Here is a 22386-nt window from a genome sequence, read left to right on the forward strand (position 1 = left end):
AGACCTATAGCATTCGAGAGGTCTGGCTGTCACTCGTTCGAGGGGAGCAGATCCGTGGCTATCGAAGTCGTATCCGCATCGATGATGACCAGCGACGCGACCTCGCATATCGCGCGCTGCGTCGGCGGTGACCTGTGGGTGGTTTCGTGGCTACCGGGGCGCACGCTCACCGGCGCCCAGGCCCTGGCGGCGATGACCATCGCCTCCACGACCGCCCGGCACGTCGACAGTCCCGATGCCGAATGGGAGCGGATCGAGTCGCTCTCGCGTGAGCTGGGTCTCACCGGCCGGGAGGCGGTGTACCTGGTGAACATCGAAAACCACGAATTGCGGCGCACCGCGCCACCGCACGTGCGGCACCGGGAATAACACCCATTACCCTGGGAGGGCAATAGACGTCCCTTTCAGATCAGGAGCGCGATCGGTGTTCGAATCCCTGTCCGACCGGCTTACCGGTGCACTGCAGGATCTGCGCGGTAAGGGGCGTCTGTCACCGGCCGACATCGACGCCACCGCGCGCGAGATCCGCCTCGCCCTCCTGGAAGCCGACGTCGCGCTGCCCGTGGTGCGCGGCTTCATCGCCAACGTCAAGGAGCGCGCCAAGGGCGCCGAGGTCTCCGCGGCGCTGAACCCGGCCCAGCAGGTCGTCAAGATCGTCAACGAGGAACTGGTCAACATCCTCGGCGGCGAGACGCGCAGGCTGAACCTGGCCAAGAACCCGCCGACGGTCATCATGCTGGCCGGTCTGCAGGGTGCCGGTAAGACCACCCTCGCGGGCAAGCTCGCCAAGTGGCTCAAGGCCCAGGGGCATCAGCCGATCCTGGTCGCCTGTGACCTCCAGCGTCCCGGCGCGGTCACCCAGCTGCAGGTCGTCGGTGAGCGCGCGGGCGTGCCCGTGTTCGCCCCGCACCCCGGCACCTCGATCGGCGGCGGCGAGAACCCGCTCGGTATCTCGGCGGCCGACCCGGTCGGTGTCGCCCGCGCCGGTGTCGAAGAGGCCAAGGCCAAGCAGTACGACGTCGTCATCGTCGACACCGCGGGCCGCCTCGGCATCGACGCCGAGCTCATGCGCCAGGCCGCGGGCATCCGCGACGCCGTGCAGCCCGACGAGACCCTGTTCGTGCTCGACGCGATGATCGGCCAGGACGCGGTCAGCACCGCCGAGGCGTTCCGCGACGGCGTCGGCTTCACCGGTGTCGTGCTCACCAAGCTCGACGGCGACGCCCGCGGTGGTGCCGCGCTGTCGGTCCGCAATGTGACCGGTTCGCCGATCATGTTCGCCTCCACCGGTGAGAAGCTCGAGGACTTCGACGTCTTCCACCCGGACCGGATGGCTTCGCGCATCCTCGGCATGGGTGACGTGCTCACCCTGATCGAGCAGGCCGAGCAGGTCTACGACGCCCAGCAGGCCGAGGAGACCGCCCGCAAGATCGGCAGCGGCGAGCTCACCCTCGAGGACTTCCTCGACCAGATGCTGGCCATCCGCAAGATGGGCCCGATCGGCAACCTGCTCGGCATGCTGCCCGGCGCCGGTCAGATGAAGGACGTGCTCGCCCAGGTCGACGACAAGCAGCTCGACCGGGTGCAGGCCATCATCCGCGGCATGACCCCCGCCGAGCGCGACAACCCGAAGATCATCAACGCCTCCCGCCGCCTGCGCATCGCCAACGGCTCGGGCGTGCAGGTCTCCGAGGTCAACCAGCTCGTCGACCGCTTCTTCGAGGCCAAGAAGATGATGGCCATGATGGGCCGTCAGATGGGCCTGCCCGGCGCGCGCCGCGGCAACAACAAGAAGGGCAAGAAGGGCAAGAAGGGTGGGCGCGGCCCGACCCCGCCGAAGATGCGCGGTGGTTTCCCCGGAATGCCCGCCGGGATGCCCGGTCTGCCGCCGGGCATGGACCTGTCGCAGATGCCGCCCGGCCTCGACCAGCTGCCGCCGGGGCTGGAAGGCATCGACCTGTCCCAGCTGAAGTTCCCCAAGAACTGATCCGACGAGAACACCGCGGCCGAGCATCGGCCGCGGTGTTCTCGTCTCCGGGTCAGATCACGCCGGGGATCAGGGCCTTGCGATTCGCCGGATAGTCGACGAACTTCTCCTTGTACCAGCGGTGCGTCGCGAACGCGCGCGGCACCAGGTTGCCCGCCGTGATCAGGAAGATCGCCACCCCGGCCAGCGACCAGGTGAGCAGCGCGAACCCGGCCCAGGCGATGAGTTCGCCCAGGTAGGCCGGGCTGCTGACGAACCGGAATCCGCCGCCGAAGGGCACCCGGTACTCGGCCGCGCCGGGGTTGTTCTTGTCGCGCAGATTGCGCACGATCGCCTCCGACCGCACCAGCAGCCCGAAGCCGCACAGGTACACGACGAGCCCGATCAGGAAGCGCGGGTCGGTGAGCCAGGCGGTGCCGTACTGGTTCTTGTAGTCGTTGCTGAAGAACGCGCCGTTGAGATAGCCGTGCAGCGAGGTCACGAACACCCCGGCCGCGACCACCGAGAAGTTGAAGCTGCTCTTCTTGCCCGGCACCTGGCGGATGGACAGCGGGAAGAACCAGCCTCGATTGCCGTAGTGCAGCAGCCAGATCGCCGCCAGCACCAGCGGCACCGGCTCGAAGCGGTCGGGCCCGCTGAGATAGAACACCGCGAACACCACGGTCGCGGGCAGTTCCATCAGCCACCACCCCAGCTTGGGGTTGAGATTGAAGCCGATCGAGGTCGAGGCGAAACGGCCGTACGGACTCTGCGCGAACAGCCCGCCCACGATCACGAACGCGGCGAAGGCGAAGGCGATGGCCAGCACCGTGTCGTAGGTGGCGTTCCCGGTGTACCAGTCCATCGAGATTCCTTTGTCCAACAGCGCGCCGGGCACGATCGCCGACGCAAAACTAGAACACGTTCTATCATGGATCGGGCAGGGGCAGCGCGACTATGGAGGACCTACATGCCGTTGGATCGGACCGCGGAAGACCTGCTGGCGGCCGTACAGGCCTCGCCCCGCGCGGTGGCGGCGCACGACAAGGACGCCTGGGTCGGCCTGTTCGTCGACAACGCCGCCGTGCACGATCCGTACGGCGCGCGCGAACACATCGGCCGCGAGGCGATCTCGCGGTTCTACAACGTCTTCATCGCGCCGAACACCATCGCCTTCCGGGTCGAGCGCGACCTGGTCGCCGGGCGCACGGTGGTGCGCGACCTGCACATCGAGACCACCATGTCGACCGGCGCCACCGTCACGGTGCCCATGCACCTGCGCTACGACCTGATCGAATCCGCCGACGGCTGGCGGATCGCGCGCCTGGCCGCGCACTGGGAACTGGCGGTGATGATCCGGCGGCTGCTCGGCACCGGTCCGTCCGGGATGCTGGCCGGGACCAAACTCGGCCCGCAACTGGTCTCCGAGCTGGGCTTCGGTGGCGCGATGGGCATGATGCGCGGCCTGCGCGGTGTGGGCACCACGGGTAAACGCGTCGTCGGCAGGCTCTTCGGCGCCGCCGCCGCGGGCGACCTGGCCGGTGTCCGGGATCTGCTCGGCGCGCGGGCGGCGGTGGAATCGCCCGCCGGGCGGCCGGTCGACGCGGCGGGATTCGCCGAGTTCGCCCGGGACATCCGGTGGGAGAAGATGATCGCCGCCGGGCGCACGGTCAGCGCGAGCGTGCGGATCGGCGCGGCGCGCGGGGTGGCCTTCGTCGACTTCGCGGCCGACGAACCGCGGATCGTCGCGGTGACGGTCTTCCTCGACGAACCGGACCTCGTCCGGTAGCCGGTGGCGGCCCGCCGACCCGGGTGCGTCGGCCGAGCGCGGGCGGTAGGTTGGGGCCAGGCCGACGTCTGGAGGTTCGTGTGCATCTGCGTGGTGTGGTTCTCCCCGGCGACGAGGAGCGCGACCTCTGGGTCGTCGACGGGCTCGTCACCTTCGAGCCGGTGCCCGGGGCCGAAACCCTGTGCCGCACCGGCTGGATCGTGCCCGGCCTGGTCGATGCCCACTGCCACGTCGGGATCCGCTACGGCGGTGGCGACGAGACCCGCGAGGGCGCGATCGAGCAGGCCGAGACCGAACGCGACGCCGGCGCGCTGCTGCTGCGTGACGCGGGCTCGCCGATCGACACCCGCTTCATCGACGAGCACGCCGAACTCCCGCGCATCATCCGCGCGGGCCGCCACATCGCCCGCCCCAAGCGCTACATCCGCGAACTGGGCATCGAGCTCGACGACGAACGCGACCTGCCGGAGATCGTCGCCGAGCAGGCCCGCTTCGGCGACGGCTGGGTCAAGATCGTCGGCGACTGGATCGACCGTTCCGTCGGCGATCTGCGGCCGCTGTGGAGTGACGACATCCTGAAGCAGGCGATCGACGCCGCCCACGCCAACGGCGCCCGCGTCACCGCCCACGTCTTCGGCGAGGACGCGCTGCCCGGTCTGATCAACGCGGGCATCGACTGTCTCGAACACGGCACCGGCATCACCGACGACACCATCGAGCTGATGCTCGCCCACGGCACCGCCCTGGTCCCCACCCTGATCAATATCGACACCTTCCCCGGCATCGCCGACAGTGCCACCAAGTTCCCCGTCTACGCCGCCCACATGCGTGACCTGCACCGACGCGTCCGCGACACGGTCGGCAAGGCGCACGAGGCGGGTGTGCCCATCTACGCGGGGACCGACGCGGGCGGCTCCATCCGCCACGGCCGGATCGCCGACGAGATCGCCGCCCTCGGCGGCGCCGGCCTCTCGCCCCACGACGCGCTGGGCGCCGCCTCCTGGAACGCGCGCACCTGGCTCGGCCGCCCGGGCGTCGAGGAGGGCGCCCCCGCCGACTTCGTCGTCTACGCCGACGACCCCCGTACCACCCCGGCCGCGCTCACCGACCCCGACTGGGTGGTGCTGCGCGGGCTGGTGGTGAAGACCCCGGACCCGGTCACCGGCCACCGCTGACCGGCGGCACCGGGAACGGCCGATTTCAGTCGGCGCGGACCGGTCTGGCACAATGAACAACCGTCCTTCCTGGACAGTGTCAGCCCGTCTCCGGTCACGTGCCGCGCGGCGGTCACACACTTCATGCGCGAAACCGGACCCGCAGACCATGCGGGTCGCCGAATCGCGCGGTGACCAAACTACTGAAAGAGGCAGATCAGCATGGCTGTTCGCATCAAGCTCACCCGCCTGGGCAAGATCCGCAACCCGCAGTACCGCGTGGTTGTCGCCGACGCCCGCACCCGTCGTGACGGCCGGGCCATCGAGGCCATCGGCAAGTACCACCCGAAGGAAGAGCCCTCGCTGATCGAGATCGATTCCGAGCGCGTGCAGTACTGGCTGGGTGTCGGCGCGCAGCCGACCGAGTCCGTGCAGCGTCTGCTGGAGATCACCGGCGACTGGCAGAAGTTCAAGGGCCTGCCGGGCGCCGAGGGCACCCTCAAGGTGAAGGCCGCCAAGCCGTCCAAGCTGGACCTGTTCAACGCCGCGCTGGCCGCCGCCGACAACGAGCCCGTCGCCGAGGCCGTCACCCCCAAGAAGAAGGCCGCCAAGAAGGACGAGGAGGCCGCCGAGGCCCCCGCCGCTGAGGCTGCCGAGTAATGACTGCCGTTGTTGCCGATGCCGTCGAACATCTGGTTCGCGGCATCGTCGCCAACCCCGATGACGTCCGCGTCGAGCTGATCACCGGCCGGCGCGGGCGCACCGTCGAGGTGCACGTCCACCCCGAGGACCTGGGCAAGGTGATCGGACGCGGTGGTCGTACCGCGACCGCGCTGCGCACCCTGGTCGCCGGCATCGGTGGCCGTGGTATCCGGGTCGACGTGGTCGACACCGACGCCTAGATGGAACTCGTCGTAGGTCGGGTCGCCAAGTCGCACGGCGTGCGCGGCGAACTCGTCGTCGAGGTGCGCACCGACGAGCCGGAACTCCGGTTCGCCCCCGGTGCCACCCTGCACGGCAAGATGCCGAAATCCGCGGCGACCCGCGACTACACCGTGAAGTCGGCCCGAGAGCACTCGGGCCGGCTTCTGGTCTTCGTCGACGGTGTCGCCGACCGCACCGCGGCCGACGCGCTGCGCGGCATGCTGTTCGTCGTCGACAGCGACTCGCTGCCCCCGTCCGAGGACGAGGACGCCTTCTACGACCACGAGCTCGAGGGCCTGCGCGTCGAGCTCACCGACGGCACCGTCGTCGGCGAGGTCACCGAGGTGCTGCACTCGGCCGCGGGCGAACTGCTGTCGGTGCGCGCCGCCGACGACGGCCGCGAGATTCTCATCCCCTTCGTCACCGCCATCGTGCCGACCGTGTCGATCGCCGATGGACTGGTGGTCATCGATCCGCCCGAGGGCCTGCTCGATCCGGAGTAATTCGTGCAACTCGATGTCGTCACGATCTTCCCGGAGTACCTCGAGCCGCTGCGGACCGCGCTGCTCGGCAAGGCCGTCGACAAGGGCCTGATCTCGATCGGCGTCCACGACCTGCGTGACTGGACGCACGACGTGCACAAGTCGGTCGACGATTCGCCCTACGGCGGCGGTCCCGGCATGGTCATGAAGCCCACCGTCTGGGGCGACGCGCTCGACGCGGTCTGCCCCGACGACGCCCTGCTCGTCGTCCCCACCCCGGCCGGTGTGCCGTTCACCCAGGCCACCGCGCAGCGCTGGTCCACCGAGCGGCACCTGGTCTTCGCGTGCGGCCGCTACGAGGGCATCGATCAGCGGGTCTTCGACGACGCCGCCCGTCGCGTCCGCGTCGAAGAGGTGAGCATCGGCGACTACGTGCTCATCGGCGGCGAGGCCGCCGTGCTGGTGATGACCGAGGCCGTGGTGCGGCTGATCCCCGGTGTGCTCGGCAATCAGCAGTCCCACCAGGAGGATTCGTTCTCCGACGGGCTGCTCGAAGGTCCCAGCTACACCCGCCCGGTGTCCTGGCGTGGCCTCGACGTGCCGCCGATCCTGCTCTCCGGCGATCACGCCAAGGTGGCCGCCTGGCGCCACGAACGGTCCATGGAACGCACCCGCGAGCGCAGGCCGGACCTGCTCCCCGAGCCCGACCTCCCGCGCTAGGCGGGTACCACCCTGGTGGTGATGCAGAACGGGTGCCCGGCCGGATCCAGCAGCACGCGCCAGCGCGGGTCCTGTTGCACCGGAGCCGGTTTGGCACCGATCGCCATCGCGTGCTGTTCGCACAGGTCCAGGTCGGCGTCGGCGGCCAGCTCCAGCTGCACCGCGGCGCTGCCCGGCCACTGCGGCGGGTAGTAGTCCTCGACGCGTTGCGCGGCGATCGTCAGCCCCGACGGGAGCCGGATTCCGACACTGTGGGCGTCGTTCCACAGCACACGGCCACCGAGCAGCCCGAGATAGAAGCGGGCGAGGGTTTCGGGGTCGTCACAGTCCAGCGAGACGCCGGCCAGTTGAAAAGGCTCCGTCATCCGACCGACGCTACCGGGCCGGATCGACGTCGAGATTGTTTTGTCCCAAAGATATTCGGGTATCCGGAGGGGTAATTCGTTGTGTCATCGTCCAGGACGGGGATTGCTCGTTCCATCCGGAATGACTTCCGCCGCAACGAAGCTCGGCCGATCGACCGGGTCGATCCGACTCCCTTGCCCATGTTCCCAGTACAGACCGTGCGTCCCCGGATGATTCGGGCGACGGCGCACTCCGGTGGTACCGGAGTCCGGCTCCGCGCCGGGGGACCGTGCTCGGCGGCAGCGCCGATCGCGGGTTCGCGCATCGGCCGTCAGGACGGCGGGGAGGGTGACCGATCACACATCAGGGCAGGAGCCCGTGGCGCCGGGCCAGGGCCACCGCTTCGTGCCGGGTTCGCGCGTCGAGTTTGGTCATCGCCTGCCGTAGATAGCTCTTGACGGTCTCCGGGCCGAGCGAGAGCCGCAGCGCCGCCTCCTGATTCGTGCAGCCGAGCGCGATCTGGGCGAGCACGTCGAGTTCGCGCCGCGACAGCCGGGGCACCTCCGCCGCCGGCTCGCCGGTCAGGACGCCGGTGAGCCGATCGCACACCCCCGACAGCTGGGCGCGCAACGCCGCGTCGCCACTGGCCGCCGCCAGCGCCCGCAGCTCGGCGTGGATCCCGCGCAGCTCCTCGGTGACCGCGGGCGTGGCGGCGGGGGCCGGCGTCGCGAGCGCGAGCATCCTGACCCGCCGGTCCACCTCGTCGCGCACCGCGATCTCGGTGGCCAGCCGCCTGCTCGCCTGCAGGATCACCTCGGTCGTGCGATCGCCGATCGGGCCCGTGCCCCTGGTCGCCGCGTACAGCACCGCGCGCGGCCGGTCGTCCACCACGACCGGCACGGCGACCACCGAGCGCAGGCCCTCGCCGCACACCGGGCCGTCGTAGTGGTGGGTGATGGTGGAGGCACCGCGATAGTCGGCCACCGAGGCGGGCCTGCGGCGGTCCATCGCCTGGCCGCCGAGCCCGGACGTGCGCAGCACCGTCAGCCCGCGCAGCCCGGTGGTGACGGTGCCGACGAACTCGGTGAGCAGCAGGGCATCCTCGTCCACCGCGCCGCCGAAGATCACCGGGACGTTCGCGCGGCGCGCCACCCAGCGGATCTCCGCGCGCAGCGCGTCACCGTCGCGGGGGCGCAACAGAGCAGTGGCCGGCATCGGTCACCCCTTTTCGGGGGTAGTGGCGAACGTGAGGTGTGCCACATTCTAAAACAAGACCTGGCGGCCCGGCCCAGGTGTTGAGGAGAACTGCGATGAGTACCGACCTGGACGCGCGAGTGCGCGACCTGCTCGAGAGTTACGACGGACCCGAGGCCAGCGCGGCCGAGTTGCTGTGTGACCGGCATCCGGCCGAGCGGATCGCCTGCACCGTCGTCGAGTCCGATCTGAGCGCGTACGAGCTGACCTACGGCGAACTGCGGGAGCGGTCCGCGCGCTTCGCGGCGGCGCTGGCCGAGCTGGGGGTGCAGCCGGGTGACCGGGTCGCGACGCTGATGGGCAAGTCCGCCGACCTGGTCGTGGCGCTGCTCGGTATCTGGCGGCGCGGCGCGGTGCACGTCCCGCTGTTCACCGCCTTCGCGCCGCCCGCGATCGGTTTCCGGCTCGCGGCCGCCCACGCGAAGGTGGTCGTCGCCGACGCCGATCAGGCGCCCAAGCTGGCCGTGAGCGCGGACATCCCCGCCGATCCGGAGCGCCGCACGATCATCGTCGGCGACACCGCCGACCCCGACGCGCTGCGGTTCGCCGAGCTGCTCGCCGCGCACCGCGCCGACGACCCGCGCGCGGCCGCGGTGGCCGTCGGCGGTGACGGCCTGCTGGTCCAGCTGTTCACCAGCGGCACCACCGGCACCCCCAAGGGCGTGCCGATTCCGGTGCGGGCGCTGGCCTCGTTCCACGCCTACCAGGAGTTCGCCCTCGACGTGCGTCCCGACGACGTCTACTGGAATGCCGCGGACCCGGGCTGGGCGTACGGCCTCTACTACGCGATCCTGGCCCCGCTGGCGACCGGCACCCGCAGCCTGCTCCTGCACGCCGGGTTCTCCGCCCCGCTCACCCTGGACGTGCTGCGCCGTTTCGGCGTCACCAACTTCGCCGCCGCGCCGACGGTCTACCGGGCACTGCGCGCGGGCGCCGACCCCGAGGGGATCACGCTGCGCCGGGCCTCGTCGGCGGGCGAACCACTCACCCCCGATGTGGTCGCCTGGTCGGAACGGGCGCTCGGAGTCGCGGTGCGCGATCACTACGGCCAGACCGAGCACGGCATGGTCATCTGCCACGCCTGGCACCCGGAGGTCGACCGCCCGGCCCCGCCCGGTTCGATGGGCACCCAGCTGCCCGGCTGGACCTGCGCGGTGCTGGCCGACGACGCCGACGTCGAGGCCGCGCCCGGCGAGATCGGCCGGGTCGCCATCGACACCGACCACAGCCCGCTGCTGTGGTTCCTCGGCTACCTCGACGCCCCCGAACGCACCGCGAGCCGGTTCACCGCCGACGGGCGCTGGTACCTCACCGGCGACGTCGGCGCCCGCGACGCGGACGGCTTCTTCCACTTCAGCTCGCGCGACGACGACGTGATCATCATGGCCGGCTACCGGATCGGCCCGTTCGAGGTCGAGAGCGTGCTGGTGCTGCACGATCAGGTCGCCGAGGCCGCCGTCGTCGGCATGCCGGACGAACTGCGCGGCGAGGTGCTCGAAGCCTTCGTCGTGCTGCGCGACGGCGCCGAGGGCGGCGCCGAGCTGACCGCCGAACTCCAGCGCCTGGTCAAGGACAAGTTCGCGGCGCACGCCTATCCCCGGCAGGTCCACTACGTGACGAGCCTGCCCAAGACACCGAGTGGCAAGGTGCAGCGATTCCTGCTGCGCGGCAAGGAGACCCGCTGATGTCCGCACTGAGCTACGCCCACGGCCTGACCGGCACCCCGCTGCTCGGCGACACCATCGGCGCGAACCTCGACCGCACCGTGGCCGCCCACCCGGACCGCGACGCGCTGATCGACCGCCCCACCGGCCGTCGCTGGACCTACCGGGAGCTGGGCGTCGCGGTCGACGCCGTCGCGACTGGCCTCGCCTGCCTCGGCATCGGCGCGGGCGACCGGGTCGGGATCTGGGCGCCCAACTGCGCGGAATGGTTCCTCGTCCAGTACGCCACGGCCAAGCTGGGCGCGGTGCTGGTCAATATCAACCCGGCCTACCGCACCAGCGAACTCGAGTACGTGCTGCGGCAGGCGGGCATCCGCCAGCTGATCGCCGCGCCGGAGTTCAAGACCTCGAACTACGTGGCGATGATCGACGAGGTCCGGCCGAACTGCCCCGACCTGGAACAGGTCCTGATCCTCGGCCGGTCGGAGTGGCAGGAGATCGCGGCCACCGAGCCCGACACCGAGCGGCTGGCCGCCATCGCCGCGACGCTGTCGGCCGACGATCCGATCAACATCCAGTACACCTCGGGCACCACCGGTTTCCCGAAGGGCGCCACGCTCAGCCACCACAACATCCTCAACAACGGCTTCTTCGTCGGCGAACTGTGCGGCTACACCGAGGTCGACCGGATCTGCGTGCCGGTGCCGTACTACCACTGCTTCGGCATGGTCATGGGCAATCTCGCGGCCACCTCGCACGGTGCGGCCGTGGTGATTCCGGCGCCCGCGTTCGACCCGGCGGCGACCCTGGCCGCCGTCGCCGGCGAGCGCTGCACCTCGCTCTACGGCGTCCCGACGATGTTCATCGCGATGCTGGCCGAACTCGACGCCGGGGCAACCCCGGATCTGTCGAGCCTGCGCACCGGCATCATGGCGGGCTCGCCATGCCCGGTGGAGGTGATGAAGCGGGTCATCGACCAGCTCGGGATGACCGAGGTGTCCATCTGTTACGGCATGACCGAGACGTCGCCGGTGTCCACCCAGACCCGCAGCGACGACAGCATCGAACGCCGCACCGCCACCGTCGGCCGGGTCGGCCCGCATCTCGAGGTGAAGGTCGTCGACCCGGCGACCGGGCGCACCCTGCCGCGCGGCGAGGCGGGCGAACTGTGCACCCGCGGCTACTCGGTGATGCTCGGCTACTGGGACCAGCCCGACAAGACGGCCGAGGCGATCGACGCGGCCCGGTGGATGCACACCGGCGACATCGGCGTCATGGACGACGACGGCTACCTCTCGGTCACCGGCCGGATCAAGGACATGGTGATCCGCGGCGGCGAGAACATCTATCCGCGCGAGATCGAGGAGTTCCTCTACACCCATCCCGATGTCGTCGACGCCCAGGTCATCGGCGTCCCCGACGACAAATACGGGGAGGAACTCATGGTCTGGCTCCGCCTGCGCGACGGCGCCCCGATCCTCGACGCCGCCGCCGTCCGCGCCTTCTGCACCGGCCGCCTGGCCCACTACAAGATCCCGCGCTACGTCCACGTCGTCGACGAGTTCCCGATGACGGTCACCGGCAAGATCCGCAAGGCCGAAATGCGGGAACTGGCCAGGGACATCCTCGGCTGACCCGCCCGCCGGACACGCGACCAGTTGCTAGCGTGTCCGGCGAATCGCGGCGTGGATCTTCCCGGTGCGCTGACCCACGCCTATCGCGCGGCGCCCGCGCGGACCAGCGAGCGCTATCCGGTCGTGCTGTACACGCCCGGCGCCGGCGTCTCGCGGATCCTCGGTACCGGTCTCGCCGAAGATCTCGCCTCCCGCGGCTACGTCGTGGTGACCATCGACCACACCTATGAAACCGGGCCCGCCGTCGAGTTTCCCGGCGGCCGGATCGTGCCCCCGGCCCCGGCACCGAACGGTTTCGACACCGCTATCCGCGCGAAGTACATCGAGGCCAGGCTGCTCGACTTCCGGTTCGTCCTCGACGCGCTCGCCCGGCTGGCGGGCGGCGAGAACCCGGACGCCGAGCGGGATCCGCTGCCCACCGATCTCGGTCGCGTGCTCGACCTCGACCGGGTCGGCGCTGTCGGTCATTCCTCCGGTGGCTACACCGCGGTGGAGGCCATGCACGAGGACCGGCGGATCGACGCGGCCGTCGACCTGGACGGTCAGATCGGCGTGGACGAGGCCTTCGGCCGCGCGGTGACCGAGGGCGTCGACCGGCCGACGCTGGTGCTGACCAGCAGCCAGATCGAGGAGGTCGGCGACGCGAATCCGTCGCTCGACGCGTTCTGGCGCTCCGCGACCGGCTGGAAACGCCATCTGGCCATCGCGAATTCGGCCCACTACGACTTCACCGACATGCCGTCGCTGGTGCCGGGGCCCGCCCGGCCGCTCACCGCGCGGTACATCGGCACCATCGACCCTGATCGGATGGCGTTTCTGGTGCGCTCCACGGTCGCGGCGATGTTCGACAAGTTCCTGCGCGAGCGCACCGATACGCCGCTCGATCGACCCGTGAACGAGCCCGAACTGACGGTGGTTCGCTGACCTGGGAGTCGGCCGGGTGTCGGGGAAGAGCTGTAGTCTCTGCGGACGTGACGACAGCGCCCGAGACCGCCCGTTCGACGTCGAACGGCACTCCGACCGACAGCACGACCGTCCTCGCCAGCGTGGGCAGGCGGATCGCCGACGAACTGGGGGTGCGCGAGACCCAGGTCCGCGCCGCCGTCGAACTGCTCGACGGCGGTTCGACGGTGCCGTTCATCGCGCGCTACCGCAAGGAGGTCACCGGCGGCCTCGACGACGCCCAGCTGCGTCAGCTCGACGAACGGCTCGGCTACCTGCGCGAGCTCGACGAGCGCCGCGGCGCGATCATCGAATCCATCCGGGGCCAGGGCAAACTCGACCCGGCGCTGCACCAGCAGATCATGCTCGCCGAGACCAAGGCCCGCCTCGAGGACATCTACCTGCCCTACAAGCCCAAGCGCCGCACCAAGGCACAGATCGCGCGCGAGGCCGGGCACGAGCCGGTGGCCGACGCGCTGATCGGCGACCCGACCACCGACCCGGCCGGCTACACCGCCGAACAGCTCGAGGGCGCCCGCGCCATCCTGGTCGAGCGCTTCGCCGAGGACGCCGACCTGGTCGGCGAACTGCGCGAACTGATGTGGAACCGCGGCCAGGTCACCTCGACGGTGCGCGCGGGCAAGGAGGAGGCGGGCGCCAAGTTCGCCGACTACTTCGAGTTCAGCGAGCCGTTCCACAAGCTGCCATCGCACCGGGTCCTGGCGCTGCTGCGCGGTGAGAAGGAAGAGGTGCTCACCCTGCACCTCGAAGCCGACACCGAGGAGCCGGCGCCCGGCGAGCGCACGATCTACGAGGGCCGGATCGCGGTCGCCGTCGGCATCGCCGACCAGGGCCGCGCCGCCGATCCGTGGCTGCTCGACACCGTGCGCTGGGCGTGGCGCACCAAGCTGCAGGTGAGCCTGGGCATCGACACCAGGATGCGGCTGCGGCAGGCCGCCGAGAAGGACGCGGTCGACGTGTTCGCCGCGAACCTGCGCGACCTGCTGCTCGCCGCGCCCGCGGGCACCCGCACCACCATGGGCCTGGACCCGGGCTACCGCACCGGTGTGAAGGTCGCCGTCGTCGACGCCACCGGCAAGGCGGTGGCGACCGAGGTCATCTACCCGCACAAGCCGCAGGGCCAGACCGAGAAGTCGCTGGCCGTGCTGGCCGCGCTGGTGGCCCGGTTCGGCGTGGAGCTGATCGCCATCGGCAACGGCACCGCCTCGCGCGAGACCGATGCCCTGGCCACCGAACTGATCTCGCGCATCCCCGAGAACAAGCCGACCAAGATCGTGGTGTCGGAAGCGGGCGCCTCGGTGTACTCGGCCTCGGCCTACGCCTCGGCCGAACTGCCCGACATGGACGTGTCGCTGCGCGGCGCGGTCTCCATCGCCCGCCGCCTGCAGGACCCGCTGGCCGAGCTGGTGAAGATCGACCCCAAGTCGATCGGTGTCGGCCAGTACCAGCACGACGTCTCCGAGACGCTGCTGGCCCGCTCGCTCGGCGCGGTCGTCGAGGACGCGGTGAACGCGGTCGGCGTCGACGTGAACACCGCCTCGGTGCCGCTGCTCTCGCGCGTGTCGGGTGTCTCCGGCTCGGTCGCGGAAAGCATTGTCGCCCATCGAGACCAGAACGGCCCCTTCCGCAGCCGGACCGCGCTGCTCGAGGTACCCCGGCTCGGCCCCAAGGCGTTCGAACAGTGCGCGGGCTTCCTGCGCATCCGCGGCGGCGACGACCCGCTCGACACCTCCGCCGTGCACCCCGAGGCGTACCCGGTGGTGCGCCGCATCCTCGAGCACACCGGCAGTCCGATGGCCGAGGTCATCGGCAACACCGGCACCCTGCGCGCGCTGCGCCCCGCCGACTTCACCGACGAGAAGTTCGGTGTGCCCACCGTCAGCGACATCATCGCCGAGCTGGAGAAGCCCGGCCGCGACCCGCGGCCGGAGTTCAAGACCGCCGAATTCGCCGCGGGCGTGGAGAAGGTCGCCGACCTGCAGCCGGGCATGGTGCTCGAGGGCGTGGTCACCAATGTGGCCGCGTTCGGCGCGTTCGTCGACGTCGGCGTGCACCAGGACGGCCTCGTGCACGTGTCGGCCATGTCGCACAACTTCGTCAAGGACCCGCGCGAAGTGGTCAAGTCCGGTGACGTCGTGAAGGTCAAGGTGCTGGAGGTCGACGTGGCCCGGCAGCGGATCGGGCTGAGTTTGCGGCTCGACGACGAGCCGGGAAAGCCCGCGCAGGGGGACAATCGTGGTGGCGGCGCACCGCGCGGCCAGGGTCGTGGTCAGGGGCGTCCGCAGGGCGGCCGTGGTCAGGGCGCGGATCGTGGACAGCAGGGGCGTGGCCAGGCCCAGCAGGGGCGTGGTGGCAACCAGCGCAAGCCCGCGGCCGAGCCCAGCGGATCGATGGCCGACGCGTTGCGCCGGGCGGGATTCGGCGGCAAGTAACTCGACGACAGGGCGGGCGGCATGCGACGGTGGCTCGAAGACGAGGTGATCGCGCACGGCCGCCTGCCCCTGTTGTGTTTCCTGCTGGGATTCATCCTCGGGTTCGTGGTCATCCGGATCAGCGTGCGGATGATCCGGGCCAAGGTGCGGTGGTGGCCGGGCAATGTCACCGCGGGTGACACCCACATCCATCACATGGTCTTCGGCGTCATCACGGTGCTGCTCACCGGCATCGGCCTGATCGCGACCGCCGAGGACTCCACCCAGGTCACCTCCAGCGTGCTCGCCGCCCTGTTCGGGATCGGCGCGGCGCTGGTGCTCGACGAGTTCGCGCTGATCTTCTACCTGCGCGATGTCTACTGGGAGGAACAGGGCCGCACCTCGGTCGACGCGGTCTTCGTCGCGCTGGCGGTGACCGGTCTGCTGCTGCTCGGCGTGCAACCGCAGACCTTCCTCGACTACGACGACTTCCGGCAGTCGCGCGGGATCGGCGTCCGGCTCGCCGTCCTCGGCACCCTGCTGCTGAACCTGGCCCTGGCGGCGATCGTGATCGTCAAGGGCAAGATCTGGACGGGCCTGTTCGGCATGTTCTTCACGCCGCTGCTGCTGATCGGCGCCATCCGGCTCAGCCGCCCCGGCGCGCCGTGGGCCCGCTGGCGCTACGGCGAGCGGCCCAAGACCATGGCGCGCGCGATCGCCAGGGAACAGCGCTATCGCCGCCCGGTGATCCGCGCCAAGATCTTCATCCAGGACCTCATCGCGGGCAAACCCGACGTCGAGCACGCCAAGACGGCGGCCGAGGCCGAGCTCGCACGGCGGGTGGTCGCGGCGCCCTCCGCACCGCCGCCGCATCCCCATCTGCTTCCGCGCAGCCGGGCCGACACCACCCCGGGTGAGTGACCGGGGTCGCCCGATTTCAGTCCGGAGTCCCTGGTCTGGCACAATGAACCGGTTGCCTCGGCCGAGTTGTGTCCGGGAGCACTCCTGTTCTGAGCATGAACCGGTCGAGCGCGTCAGTGCCGCCAGGTTCCTCTGTTCGCGCAAAGAATCCGAAAAGGTGGAAAATGAACACCCTTGACTTCGTCGACGAGAAGTCGCTGCGTAGCGATGTCCCCGATTTCCGTCCGGGCGACACCCTGAACGTGCACGTGAAGGTCATCGAAGGCTCGAAGGAGCGCATCCAGGTCTTCAAGGGCGTCGTGATCCGGCGTCAGGGCGGCGGCATCGGCGAGACCTTCACGGTCCGCAAGGTGTCCTTCGGTGTCGGTGTCGAGCGCACCTTCCCCGTGCACAGCCCCAACATCGACCACATCGATGTCGTGACCCGCGGTGACGTGCGTCGCGCCAAGCTGTACTACCTGCGCGATCTGCGCGGTAAGGCCGCCAAGATCAAGGAAAAGCGCTGATCTTGCGGTAGCTGTTCGCAGCACAGAAATTTCCGGTAGCCCGGCGCTCCGACTTCGGTCGGGGCGCCGGGCTACTCTGTTCGGCGTGGCAGACGAAAGTGGGTCGGTGTCGGTGTCCGATTCGGGCGACGAAGGTGGGCGGCGCAAGCGCAAGCGCGGCGACAAGAAGCAGCGACCGTTCTGGCAGGAGCTGCCGATTCTGATCGTGATCGCGGCCGTGATCGCCGCGCTCATGGTGACTTTCGTCGGACGGCCGTATGTGATCCCGTCGCAGTCGATGGAGAACACGCTGCTGATCGGCGATCGCATCTATGTCGAGAAGATCAGCTACTACGGTTCCGACCCCGGCCCCGGCGACGTCGTGGTCTTCGTCGGCCCGCCGTCGTGGAACGGGCACTACAAGTCGGTCCGCTCCGACAACACCGTCGTGCGCGGGCTGCAGAACTTCCTGTCCTACTTCGGGCTGGTGCCGCCGGACGAGAACGATCTCGTCAAGCGCGTCATCGCCGTAGGCGGGCAGACCGTGCAGTGCTGTGATCCGCAGGGCCGGGTGATGGTCGACGGCAAACCGCTCGACGAGCCGTACATCAAGAAGGACTACCCCTGGTTCACCGACCGCCCCAACGCCGTCTACCCGGCGGGCCGGGTGTTCGGCCCGGTGAAGGTGCCCGAGGGCAACCTGTGGGTGATGGGCGACAACCGCAACGAGTCGGCCGATTCGCGCGCCCATGTCAGCGACGATCTGCAGGGCACCGTGCCGGTGGACAACGTGCGCGGCAAGACGGTGTTCAAGATCTGGCCGCCGAGCCGGATGGGTCCGGTGCGGTCGGAGAACCCGCAGGAAAACTGACACGCGACGAGACACGGGGACAATCGAACTGTGGGGCAGGATCGGACCAACTGGCCGCCGCGGGTGGTGATGCGCCGGGCGGGCGGCTTACGCACGCTCGAGGCGGCGCTCATCCGCAGCGGCCTCGGCCCGGTGGCCGGTGTCGACGAGGCGGGCCGCGGCCCGTGCGCCGGACCGCTGGTGATCGCCGCGTGCCTGCTGGCGCCCAAGGCCTACGACAGGCTGTCCGGGCTCGACGACTCCAAGAAACTCACGGAGGCGGCCCGTGAGGAGCTGTTCCCGGTCGTTCAGCGGCTGGCCCTGGCCTACAGCGTCGTCGTGGTGCCCGCGTGGGAGATCGACGCGATCGGGATCCACGTCGCCAATATCGAGGGCATGCGCCGGGCGGTGGTCGGTCTCGGCCGCACGCCCGGCTACATCCTGACCGACGGTTTCAAGGTCCCCGGGCTGCCCGCGCCGTCGCTGCCGGTCATCGGCGGCGACGCCACGGCGGCCTGCATCGCGGCGGCCAGCATCCTGGCCAAGGTGACCAGGGACCGGATGATGGTCGAGCTGGACGGGCAGCTGCCCGGGTACGGATTCGCGGCGCACAAGGGCTACAACACGCCCGAGCACACCGCCGCGCTCCGGCAGCTCGGACCCAGTACCGAACACCGCCGGTCCTGGCGGAATGTGCGCGAGCTCGAGGTGCCGGGCGGTAGCCGAGTGGCTACCCGCCCCGCGCATGCGCGATGATGTCAGCAATGAACGCGGCGCTGCTAGAAGGAGGACGTCCCACCCGATGAGTGCTGAGGACCTCGAGAAGTACGAAACCGAGATGGAACTGTCCCTGTACCGCGAGTACAAGGACATCGTCGGTCAGTTCTCGTACGTGGTGGAGACCGAACGTCGCTTCTACCTGGCCAATTCTGTCGAATTGCGGCCGCAGAACGCCGACGGCGAGGTCTACTTCGAAGTGCGGATGAGCGATGCGTGGGTGTGGGACATGTACCGCCCGGCGCGCTTCGTCAAGCACGTACGAGTGATCACGTTCAAGGACGTGAATATCGAAGAGCTGGAGAAGCCCGACCTGCGCCTGCCGGAGTGACGGCGCGCCGCCGGCCTGGTTGTCCACAGGTCGGCGGTTGTCCACAGGGTTGTCATCCGCCCAGGTCACCGAGCCGGACACGACGACGCCGAGCGGCATGCTCGACCCGTGGCAGACAAACAGGCGCTCGGCGCATACGGGGAGAAACTCGCCGCGCAGTTCTTGCGTGAGTCGGGGATGGAGATCGTCGCCCGCAACTGGCGATGCCGATACGGCGAGCTGGACCTGATCGTCCAGGACCCGTCGGTGACGGCGTTCGTCGAGGTGAAGACGCGATCGGGCCTGGGGTTCGGCACCCCGGCCGAATCGGTCACCTTCAGCAAACAGCAGCGGATCCGCCGGCTCGCGCTGCTGTGGCTGGCCGAGCAGGACGGCCCGTGGCGCCGGATCCGGTTCGACGTGGTGTCGGTCCTGGTCCCGCGCGGACACCGGCCCGTCATCGACCACCTGGCCGGAGCCTTCTGATGGCGCTCGGTCGCGCGTTGTCTGTCGCGGTCACCGGGGTCGACGGTCAGCTGGTGGAGATCGAGGCCGATATCGGTCAGGGCCTGCCCTCGGTGAATCTGGTCGGGCTGCCCGACACGGCCTTGCAGGAGTCGCGCAACCGGGTGCGCTCGGCGGTCGCCAACACCGGGGAGAAGTGGCCCGACGGCCGGGTGATCCTGGCATTGTCCCCGGCCACGCTGCCGAAGGTGGGCAGCGTCTACGACCTGGCGCTGGCGGTCTCGGTGCTCGACGCGTCCGGGGCGGTGCCGGGGGAGCGGCTGGCGAAGACCGTTCTCCTCGGGGAGCTGGCCCTCGACGGTCGCGTCCGGCGGGTGCGCGGGGTGTTGCCCGCGGTGATCGCCGCGCGCACCGCGGGCGTACCGACGGTGGTCGTGCCGGCGGCGGCGGTGGCCGAGGCGGGGCTGGTCGAGGGGATCGAAGTGCTCGGCGCGGTCAGCCTGCGCGCGGTGGTCGCCTGGCTGCGCGGCGAAGGCGGTCTGCTGGAACCGGACGGGATGGTGCCGGACGCGCAGGCGCCCAGCGGCGACCTGAGCGATGTCGTCGGCCAGGACGAGGCCCGCTGGGCGCTGGAGGTCGCGGCGGCGGGCGGCCACCACCTGCTGCTGACCGGACCACCCGGGATCGGCAAAACGATGCTGGCGCAACGCCTTCCCGGCCTGCTGCCGCCGCTGTCGGAGGCCGAATCGCTGGAGGTCACCGCGATCCACTCGATGGCGGGCTCGCTGTCGGCCGCCCAGCCCCTGATCACGCTGGCACCGTTCGTCGCCCCGCACCACTCGACCTCGGTGACCGCCATGATCGGCGGTGGCTCCGGCATGGCGCGGCCCGGAGCCGTGAGCCGCGCGCACCGCGGGGTGCTGTTCCTCGACGAGTGCGCGGAGATCGGCACGAAAGTACTGGAGGCCCTGCGCACTCCGCTCGAGGAAGGCGAGGTGCGGATCGCCCGGCGCGACGGTGTCGCGCGCTACCCCGCCCGATTCCAACTCGTCCTCGCGGCCAACCCCTGCCCGTGCGCACCCGCCCGCGATGTCGACTGCATCTGCGCCCCACTGGCCCGCCGCCGCTACCTGGGCAAACTGTCCGGCCCGCTCCTGGACCGGATCGACATCTGGGTGCAGATGCACGGCCAGGCCGGCGCGACGTTCGGCGACGAACAGGTCGAGACCAGCGCCAGCGTCGCCGCCAGGGTCCGGCGGGCCCGCGGACTGGCCCTGGAGCGCTGGAGTGCCGACGGCTGGGCGACCAATGCCGAGGTGCCCGGACATGTGCTGCGCCAACGGTTCCGGTTGCCGCGCGAATCGATCGCACCGATCGAGACGGCCTTACGGCTGGGCCGGATGTCGGCCAGGGGCGCCGACCGGGCGATCCGTGTCGCGTGGACGGTGTGTGACCTGCGCGGTGGGGAGATACCGAGCGTGCAGGATGTGCTGTCGGCGTTGAACTTCCGGCAGCGGGGTGCGCAATGACGGACGGGCGGGCGGTGAGTGGATCGTCCGCGGTGGGTTCGGCGCAGTCGGTGGGGAAGCCTTCGGAGGTTTCGGACGGTGGCGTTGGTGGGGCGGGGTCGCCGCAGCTGCGGCCTCGGCGGTGTGAACTCGACAGCGTTCAGCCGATGTTGGGCGGGGAGGAAGCCGAGCAGCCAGAACTGGCGTCGGGCGGTGGTGTCGGTGGGACGGAGTCGGCGCAGCCTTGGCCGCCACCCGACGGTGATGGTGGAGGGCCGGTGCAGACGCTCGACAGCGTTGTGGGCGGGGCGGGGGAGGCACAACCGCAGCAGAGGCTGGATGCGGAGGTCGGTGGGGTGCGATCGGCACAGCGACGGCCGGCGTTCGACGGTGGTGTCGGTGGGCCGGGGTCGACGAGGCCGCAGCAGATGCTCGATGGTGAGGACGGCAGGGCGGGGTCTGCTCGGCCGCTGCCGTCGCTGGATGGTGGTGCTGGCGGGGCGGGGCCGGTGCCGTGGTCGGCGACCAGCGAGGTGCGTTCGGAGAAGCGATCGGGTGCGTTCGATCGCGATGTCGACGAGCGGCGGCTCGCGTGGGTGTATCTGTCGAGGGTGGTGCAGGGGCCCTGTGCCGCGTTGTCGTCGTTGATCGGTTCGGTCGGGGTGTGCGAGGCGGCCAGGGCGGTGCGCGAGCACGAACTGCCCGAGGTGTTGCGCGGCCCTACCGCTGCGCGTCGTGAGATGGATATGGCGGCGGCGGATCTGGCGCAGATGCGACAGCTGGGTGGACGGGTCATCACGCCGGACGACGACGAGTGGCCCGGCTGGCGGATGCTCGGCCTGGATCAGCTCGACAGCGAGCGTGATCGCGAGGGCGCGGTGCCGCTGGTGCTGTGGGCGCGCGGCCCGCTCTCACTGCAGGCGGCCTCCGAACGCGCTGTCGCCGTGGTCGGTTCACGATGCAGCAGCGGGTACGGGGTGCAGGTGGCGAGTGAGATCGCCGGTGACCTGGCCGGGCGCGGCTGGACCATCGTGTCCGGCGCGGCCTTCGGCATCGATGCGGCAGCGCACCGCGCGGCACTCGCCGTCGGCGGCCCGACCGTCGCCGTGCTGGCCTGCGGCGTCGACCGGCCCTACCCCGCCCAGCACGACCGTCTGCTGTCCGCCATCGCCGCCACCGGCCTCGTGCTCAGTGAATATCCGCCGGGAACAAGCGCGCAGAAGCACCGATTCTTGGCCCGCAACCGGCTCATCGCGACCCTCGGCGACGGTGTCCTCGTCGTCGAAGCCGGCCTGCGCAGCGGCGCCCGCAACACCGTGAAGTGGGCCCGCCGCCTGGGCCGCCCCGCGATGGCGGTCCCCGGCCCCGTCGGATCCGCGTCCTCGGTCGGCTGTCACCGCATGATCCGCGAGGGCGAAGCCCTGCTCGTCACCCGCGCCGAAGACGTCATCGACGAAGCAGGCCCCCTCCGCCTCCCGGTCACCGACGACACGATCGATCCCGCCGCCCACCTCCGCGGCGCCGAAGCCGACGTCTACGCCGCCCTCCCCGCCATCGGCTCCCGCCTACCGCTGGACCTGGCCCACCAATCCGGCCTCGACGTCGCGACAGTCCGCGCCGTCCTCCCCGGCCTGGAACTCGCAGACCTGGTCGGCTGCGATTCCGACGGCTGGTTCCGCACCCGAGGCAAGCGCTCGACGCGAGGTGGGCCGTCCTCGACCGGCCTATGACGAGAGAGTTCGCTGATGTCAGCGGTAGCCGGCG

The 22386-nt window shown here is 70.2% G+C and carries 23 protein-coding genes; 20 read left to right on the forward strand and 3 right to left on the reverse strand.

Annotated elements, in window-relative coordinates; translation table 11 throughout:
- The first annotated feature begins 54 nt into the window (after positions 1-54).
- Together AB0H54_RS09835 and ffh are read left to right on the forward strand one after the other, a co-directional pair.
- On the forward strand, positions 55-369 hold the full coding sequence (locus AB0H54_RS09835) for a hypothetical protein (protein ID WP_355280501.1): 315 nt from the start codon (positions 55-57) through the stop codon (positions 367-369).
- Positions 370-424: 55 nt separating this feature from the next.
- Complete coding sequence (gene ffh / locus AB0H54_RS09840) at positions 425-1987, forward strand: signal recognition particle protein (protein ID WP_355280503.1); 1563 nt, start codon at positions 425-427, stop codon at positions 1985-1987.
- Between the two features lie 52 nt (positions 1988-2039).
- On the opposite strand, the gene AB0H54_RS09845 is transcribed toward ffh, so the two are convergent.
- Positions 2040-2831, reverse strand: a complete 792-nt coding sequence (locus AB0H54_RS09845; RefSeq protein ID WP_357344378.1) for a 3-oxo-5-alpha-steroid 4-dehydrogenase — start codon at positions 2829-2831, stop codon at positions 2040-2042.
- Positions 2832-2936: 105 nt separating this feature from the next.
- Here AB0H54_RS09845 and AB0H54_RS09850 point away from each other — a divergent pair, with 105 nt between their 5' ends.
- The 6 genes from AB0H54_RS09850 to trmD all read left to right on the forward strand — a co-directional run bounded on the left by AB0H54_RS09850 (position 2937) and on the right by trmD (position 7035).
- Positions 2937-3755, forward strand: a complete 819-nt coding sequence (locus tag AB0H54_RS09850; RefSeq protein WP_357344380.1) for a nuclear transport factor 2 family protein — start codon at positions 2937-2939, stop codon at positions 3753-3755.
- An 80-nt stretch (positions 3756-3835) separates the two neighbouring features.
- Positions 3836-4930, forward strand: a complete 1095-nt coding sequence (locus AB0H54_RS09855) for an amidohydrolase family protein (RefSeq protein ID WP_357344382.1) — start codon at positions 3836-3838, stop codon at positions 4928-4930.
- Between the two features lie 201 nt (positions 4931-5131).
- A complete protein-coding gene (gene rpsP, locus AB0H54_RS09860) occupies positions 5132-5569 on the forward strand; it encodes a 30S ribosomal protein S16 (RefSeq protein ID WP_355280508.1) in 438 nt (145 codons plus the stop codon).
- On the forward strand, positions 5569-5811 hold the full coding sequence (locus tag AB0H54_RS09865) for an RNA-binding protein (protein ID WP_019048210.1): 243 nt from the start codon (positions 5569-5571) through the stop codon (positions 5809-5811). The genes rpsP and AB0H54_RS09865 overlap by 1 nt, the downstream gene beginning before the upstream one ends.
- Positions 5812-6336 carry a ribosome maturation factor RimM gene (rimM, locus tag AB0H54_RS09870; protein ID WP_355280510.1) on the forward strand — a complete coding sequence of 175 codons (525 nt, stop codon included), beginning with the start codon at positions 5812-5814 and terminating at the stop codon, positions 6334-6336.
- A gap of 3 nt (positions 6337-6339) precedes the next feature.
- On the forward strand, positions 6340-7035 hold the full coding sequence (gene trmD, locus AB0H54_RS09875; protein ID WP_357344384.1) for a tRNA (guanosine(37)-N1)-methyltransferase TrmD: 696 nt from the start codon (positions 6340-6342) through the stop codon (positions 7033-7035).
- Here the strand turns inward: trmD and AB0H54_RS09880 are convergent.
- Positions 7032-7400: a VOC family protein gene (locus AB0H54_RS09880; protein WP_355280513.1), complete on the reverse strand. Its 369-nt coding sequence runs from the start codon at positions 7398-7400 to the stop codon at positions 7032-7034. The genes trmD and AB0H54_RS09880 overlap by 4 nt on opposite strands.
- A gap of 343 nt (positions 7401-7743) precedes the next feature.
- On the reverse strand, positions 7744-8595 hold the full coding sequence (locus tag AB0H54_RS09885; RefSeq protein WP_357344386.1) for a LuxR C-terminal-related transcriptional regulator: 852 nt from the start codon (positions 8593-8595) through the stop codon (positions 7744-7746).
- Positions 8596-8690: 95 nt separating this feature from the next.
- Here AB0H54_RS09885 and AB0H54_RS09890 point away from each other — a divergent pair, with 95 nt between their 5' ends.
- The 12 genes from AB0H54_RS09890 (at position 8691) to dprA (ending at position 22352) form a co-directional block, all read left to right on the forward strand.
- On the forward strand, positions 8691-10319 hold the full coding sequence (locus AB0H54_RS09890) for an AMP-binding protein (protein WP_357344388.1): 1629 nt from the start codon (positions 8691-8693) through the stop codon (positions 10317-10319).
- On the forward strand, positions 10319-11932 hold the full coding sequence (locus tag AB0H54_RS09895) for an AMP-binding protein (protein WP_357344390.1): 1614 nt from the start codon (positions 10319-10321) through the stop codon (positions 11930-11932). Before AB0H54_RS09890 ends, AB0H54_RS09895 begins: the two co-directional genes overlap by 1 nt.
- A gap of 51 nt (positions 11933-11983) precedes the next feature.
- Positions 11984-12856 (forward strand): hypothetical protein, encoded by an 873-nt coding sequence (locus AB0H54_RS09900; protein ID WP_357344392.1) that lies wholly within the window; start codon positions 11984-11986, stop codon positions 12854-12856.
- Positions 12857-12903: 47 nt separating this feature from the next.
- Positions 12904-15327: a Tex family protein gene (locus tag AB0H54_RS09905; protein WP_357344394.1), complete on the forward strand. Its 2424-nt coding sequence runs from the start codon at positions 12904-12906 to the stop codon at positions 15325-15327.
- 21 nt (positions 15328-15348) lie between these two features.
- Positions 15349-16227, forward strand: coding sequence for a hypothetical protein (locus AB0H54_RS09910; protein ID WP_357344396.1), 879 nt, complete (start codon positions 15349-15351; stop codon positions 16225-16227).
- 164 nt (positions 16228-16391) lie between these two features.
- Complete coding sequence (gene rplS, locus AB0H54_RS09915) at positions 16392-16733, forward strand: 50S ribosomal protein L19 (RefSeq protein WP_019048201.1); 342 nt, start codon at positions 16392-16394, stop codon at positions 16731-16733.
- Between the two features lie 106 nt (positions 16734-16839).
- The gene (gene lepB / locus AB0H54_RS09920; RefSeq protein ID WP_355280676.1) at positions 16840-17583 is read left to right on the forward strand and encodes a signal peptidase I; all 744 of its coding nucleotides are present in this window, start codon (positions 16840-16842) and stop codon (positions 17581-17583) included.
- Between the two features lie 30 nt (positions 17584-17613).
- Positions 17614-18318, forward strand: a complete 705-nt coding sequence (locus AB0H54_RS09925) for a ribonuclease HII (protein WP_355280525.1) — start codon at positions 17614-17616, stop codon at positions 18316-18318.
- A 46-nt stretch (positions 18319-18364) separates the two neighbouring features.
- Complete coding sequence (locus tag AB0H54_RS09930; RefSeq protein ID WP_011210678.1) at positions 18365-18670, forward strand: DUF2469 domain-containing protein; 306 nt, start codon at positions 18365-18367, stop codon at positions 18668-18670.
- A gap of 108 nt (positions 18671-18778) precedes the next feature.
- Positions 18779-19135, forward strand: a complete 357-nt coding sequence (locus AB0H54_RS09935; RefSeq protein WP_357344399.1) for a YraN family protein — start codon at positions 18779-18781, stop codon at positions 19133-19135.
- A complete protein-coding gene (locus tag AB0H54_RS09940) occupies positions 19135-20643 on the forward strand; it encodes a YifB family Mg chelatase-like AAA ATPase (protein ID WP_357344401.1) in 1509 nt (502 codons plus the stop codon). Before AB0H54_RS09935 ends, AB0H54_RS09940 begins: the two co-directional genes overlap by 1 nt.
- Before the next feature lie 407 nt (positions 20644-21050).
- Positions 21051-22352, forward strand: coding sequence for a DNA-processing protein DprA (gene dprA, locus AB0H54_RS09945; RefSeq protein WP_357344403.1), 1302 nt, complete (start codon positions 21051-21053; stop codon positions 22350-22352).
- The last annotated feature ends 34 nt before the right edge of the window (positions 22353-22386 follow it).

The organism is Nocardia sp. NPDC050718, assembly GCF_040654235.1.
GTDB lineage: Bacteria > Actinomycetota > Actinomycetes > Mycobacteriales > Mycobacteriaceae > Nocardia.

Excerpts from the sequence above, each read along its gene's own strand:
- AB0H54_RS09930 (WP_011210678.1), top strand. The coding sequence starts at position 18,365 with ATGAGTGCTGAGGACCTCGAGAAGTACGAAACCGAGATGGAACTGTCC.
- rpsP (WP_355280508.1), top strand. The coding sequence starts at position 5,132 with ATGGCTGTTCGCATCAAGCTCACCCGCCTGGGCAAGATCCGCAACCCG.
- AB0H54_RS09880 (WP_355280513.1), bottom strand. The coding sequence starts at position 7,400 with ATGACGGAGCCTTTTCAACTGGCCGGCGTCTCGCTGGACTGTGACGAC.
- AB0H54_RS09850 (WP_357344380.1), top strand. The coding sequence starts at position 2,937 with ATGCCGTTGGATCGGACCGCGGAAGACCTGCTGGCGGCCGTACAGGCC.
- AB0H54_RS09940 (WP_357344401.1), top strand. The coding sequence starts at position 19,135 with ATGGCGCTCGGTCGCGCGTTGTCTGTCGCGGTCACCGGGGTCGACGGT.
- AB0H54_RS09845 (WP_357344378.1), bottom strand. The coding sequence starts at position 2,831 with ATGGACTGGTACACCGGGAACGCCACCTACGACACGGTGCTGGCCATC.
- AB0H54_RS09895 (WP_357344390.1), top strand. The coding sequence starts at position 10,319 with ATGTCCGCACTGAGCTACGCCCACGGCCTGACCGGCACCCCGCTGCTC.
- dprA (WP_357344403.1), top strand. The coding sequence starts at position 21,051 with ATGCTCGATGGTGAGGACGGCAGGGCGGGGTCTGCTCGGCCGCTGCCG.
- AB0H54_RS09910 (WP_357344396.1), top strand. The coding sequence starts at position 15,349 with ATGCGACGGTGGCTCGAAGACGAGGTGATCGCGCACGGCCGCCTGCCC.
- AB0H54_RS09865 (WP_019048210.1), top strand. The coding sequence starts at position 5,569 with ATGACTGCCGTTGTTGCCGATGCCGTCGAACATCTGGTTCGCGGCATC.
- rplS (WP_019048201.1), top strand. The coding sequence starts at position 16,392 with ATGAACACCCTTGACTTCGTCGACGAGAAGTCGCTGCGTAGCGATGTC.
- AB0H54_RS09890 (WP_357344388.1), top strand. The coding sequence starts at position 8,691 with ATGAGTACCGACCTGGACGCGCGAGTGCGCGACCTGCTCGAGAGTTAC.
- rimM (WP_355280510.1), top strand. The coding sequence starts at position 5,812 with ATGGAACTCGTCGTAGGTCGGGTCGCCAAGTCGCACGGCGTGCGCGGC.
- AB0H54_RS09885 (WP_357344386.1), bottom strand. The coding sequence starts at position 8,595 with ATGCCGGCCACTGCTCTGTTGCGCCCCCGCGACGGTGACGCGCTGCGC.